At 41.4% G+C, this 2968-nt stretch carries 4 protein-coding genes; all 4 read left to right on the top strand.

Annotated features, from left to right (window positions below; all coding sequences use genetic code 11):
* The first annotated feature begins 141 nt into the window (after positions 1-141).
* The 4 genes from HC733_RS21875 to HC733_RS21860 all read left to right on the top strand — a co-directional run bounded on the left by HC733_RS21875 (position 142) and on the right by HC733_RS21860 (position 2590).
* On the top strand, positions 142-474 hold the full coding sequence (locus HC733_RS21875) for a hypothetical protein (RefSeq protein ID WP_190367093.1): 333 nt from the start codon (positions 142-144) through the stop codon (positions 472-474).
* A 160-nt stretch (positions 475-634) separates the two neighbouring features.
* A complete protein-coding gene (locus HC733_RS21870; protein ID WP_190367092.1) occupies positions 635-1054 on the top strand; it encodes a hypothetical protein in 420 nt (139 codons plus the stop codon).
* 132 nt (positions 1055-1186) lie between these two features.
* The gene (locus HC733_RS21865) at positions 1187-1381 is read left to right on the top strand and encodes a hypothetical protein (protein ID WP_190367091.1); all 195 of its coding nucleotides are present in this window, start codon (positions 1187-1189) and stop codon (positions 1379-1381) included.
* A 234-nt stretch (positions 1382-1615) separates the two neighbouring features.
* A complete protein-coding gene (locus HC733_RS21860) occupies positions 1616-2590 on the top strand; it encodes a transposase (RefSeq protein WP_190367090.1) in 975 nt (324 codons plus the stop codon).
* The last annotated feature ends 378 nt before the right edge of the window (positions 2591-2968 follow it).

Raw genomic sequence — 2968 nt, 5'->3', positions numbered from 1 at the left:
TGTTAAAGTTATTCATGCTAGCCTCCGCTTTTAGTTGTTTAACACACTAATTATGGCTCTGGTTTTTAGCTAACCCACGAATAGGAGGCTAGCACCTCGTGGGGAGTCATTATGTCTATGTGCTCAGGGGAGTGTCCTAGCTTGAACGAAAATTATAAGTATGCAGCCCATATGATTTCTTGGGTTGAGAAGCTTGGTGTGCAGGAAATCCCTTTGGCTAAAAGTGCATTTTCACAACTAAAAGGTTATTGGTTTGAACATAAAAATCTTAACCTTGAGCAGTTAAAAGAGGATTTGTGGTCTTGGGTTGATAGTAACGATGGTTACAACATATCTGTCCCAGAAGTAGCAAAGATGAGAATTATTTTGTGCTTAGCTTATGAAGATAATCGTGAGTTAGAAGATGTTGGCTATTTTGAAGATTTATTAGTAAATCTTGGCATCTCACATGAAGATGCACACAAGCGCACATAACAAGTGCCTTAACCAAAGGACGCAAAACAGCAGGCTTGTGCTCCTTCGTCGCTAATTTTAGCCTGCTATTTTTCGCCGGTTAGGCAAGCGTTAAATTCTTGGAGATATCGTGCTACGAATTCTTACATCAATAATAATCTTGCTATCAGGAGTTCAGGCTATGGCGGAGTCAATGGAGTCAATAAACAAAGGAAAATCCATTGAAATATCGGGCTTTGATTGTGCCGAAAAAATTGTGCACATGATCGAATGGCTAGGTCTTGGTAAAGATTACCGTAAATTTGTGGTTTCTGATGTTGAAGGCGAGCTATATAAACAGCAGCCTGGGTCGCAACTATTGAAGTTACAATGTACAGGCGAGCCCGAATTATTAACGGGTGCATTGCCACAAAATGGTGATGAGTCGAAGGCTATCCTTACACGGTTTTCAGCTACCTTCCCATTAGAGGCAACGGTTAATCTTGGTGGTGAAGTTTGGGTACTAACTATTGATCAAAATTATTATGCAGAGAATCTCAATATCCCAAATGAGCGTAAGCTAACACAAAACTTCAATGTCAAAGGCAGTGCCAAGCAATGAATTTAACAAGGCCAAGCAGCATCGCCCCTTCGGGTCTGGACCTCGCTACGCTCGGCCGCTGTTGGCGGCGTTAGGTGTACAGTTAAAATTTAGTGCCTGCTCTAACAAAAATTTCATTAGGATAAATATTTAATGGATCCATATTTATTAGCTGGTGTAATGATCAATCTATTTATGATCTGCATTGGAGGTCACATGGTTATTCGTGGTAGAGCTTTAAAAGCGAACCTTGTTAATCAAAACGCTGCCATTTCCCCAAATGCTTTGATAATAATTGGTGTATTACTTATTAGCATAAACGCTCTTAAAATTGTTGGTATTGGCTAATAAGTACACCTAACAAGTGCCTAAACCAAAGGACGCAAAACAGCAGGCTTGCGCTCCTTCGTCGCTAATTTTAGCCTGCTATTTCGCGCCAGTTAGGCAAGCGTTGGTATGACTCCCCACGTCAAGTTAAACCATCAAATAAACAAGACAAATAAACAAGACACCCATTTTTATTTGCATGTTTTTTGTTCATTGCCTATCTTTTAATTATCTGGTCAAAAGGTAGGCAGCTTGATGGCAACGGCACGTAAAAGACAGGTAAGTTTGGTTGATACTAAATACTACCACTGTATTTCACGGTGTGTTCGCCGTGCATTTTTGTGTGGGGATGACACGATAACGGGTAGAAGCTATGAGCACCGCAGGCAATGGGTAGAAGATAAGCTACTCGCGCTTGCTAAAGTATTTTGTATCGATGTGTGTGCTTATGCGGTGATGAGTAATCATACCCATGTTGTGTTGTATGTGGATGATAAAAAAGCGAAAAGGCTAAATGATAAAGCGATACTTATTCGCTGGCATAAGCTATTCAAGGGCACGCTGCTGACACAAAAATACCTACAAGGCGACAAGCTAGATAAAGCCCAACAATTCTTTTTAAATCGCACGATTGCAGATTATCGAGAGCGACTGGCGGATATCAGTTGGTTTATGCGCGTCCTCAATGAAGATATAGCCAGAAAAGCCAATAAAGAAGACAATTGCACAGGCCGTTTTTGGGAAGGGAGATTTAAATCTCAAGCACTGCTAGATGAAGCTGCACTGGCAGCATGCATGGCGTATGTTGATTTAAACCCCATCAGAGCGAAAATGGCAAAAACACCAGAAGACTCTGGCCATACCAGCGTGCAAAAGCGCATAAAGGCTGCGAAAGAGGCAAAACAACCCAAACAACTCGCCCGTTTTGCTGGCAGCCCCAGAAAGCACATGCCTAAAGGGCTCCCGTTTGAATTAAAGTCGTACTTAGAGCTAGTTGAACTCACCGGCCGCTGCATGCGAGAAGACAAACGCGGGTATATAGAGCAGCACACACTACCTATTTTAGAGCGATTAAACATAGCCCCAGAAAACTGGCTAAAACTCACCACACAATTTACTAAAGTGTTCAAAGGGGCGGTCGGTCGGCCCAATAAGCTTGATGACTACTACGCACATTTAGAAGTAAAGCGGCGAACTGGCATCAGCCATTGTGAACAGCTTTTCGGCTAAAGCACAATTTAACCCTAAATACTAAGCCAAACTCATGCTGACAAAGTAGGCCAAGCTGCGCCTAGCACTTTGCAATCAAGCCTTAAAACCTAGAGTAAGCCTAAAAAATAATGCCCGCAAAGGTCTAAATATTCGCAGAATAGATATTTTTGATGTGAAAACATCAAAGGAACTGGCATTACACGTTCACTTTTTGATAATTTAATAATGGCTGTCTATATTGTTTAGTCTATTTAATAATGGCTGTCTATATTGTTTAGTAAGGCTTGTAAAACAACGATACCAGATGAGCAACAAGATACACCGATGGATTTAGTTAACCGTCAATTTGTCGCTGAGCAGCCTAATCAGCTTTGGGTTGCTGATATCACTTACGTC

This window comes from Pseudoalteromonas sp. S16_S37 (genome assembly GCF_014694405.1).
Classification (GTDB): domain Bacteria; phylum Pseudomonadota; class Gammaproteobacteria; order Enterobacterales; family Alteromonadaceae; genus Pseudoalteromonas.
Note: the sequence above shows the minus strand (reverse complement) of the source record. Positions and strands in the feature narration are given on the sequence as shown.

Coding starts and splice junctions, on each gene's coding strand:
- HC733_RS21870 (WP_190367092.1), top strand. CDS start 635: ATGGCGGAGTCAATGGAGTCAATAAACAAAGGAAAATCCATTGAAATA.
- HC733_RS21865 (WP_190367091.1), top strand. CDS start 1,187: ATGGATCCATATTTATTAGCTGGTGTAATGATCAATCTATTTATGATC.
- HC733_RS21860 (WP_190367090.1), top strand. CDS start 1,616: ATGGCAACGGCACGTAAAAGACAGGTAAGTTTGGTTGATACTAAATAC.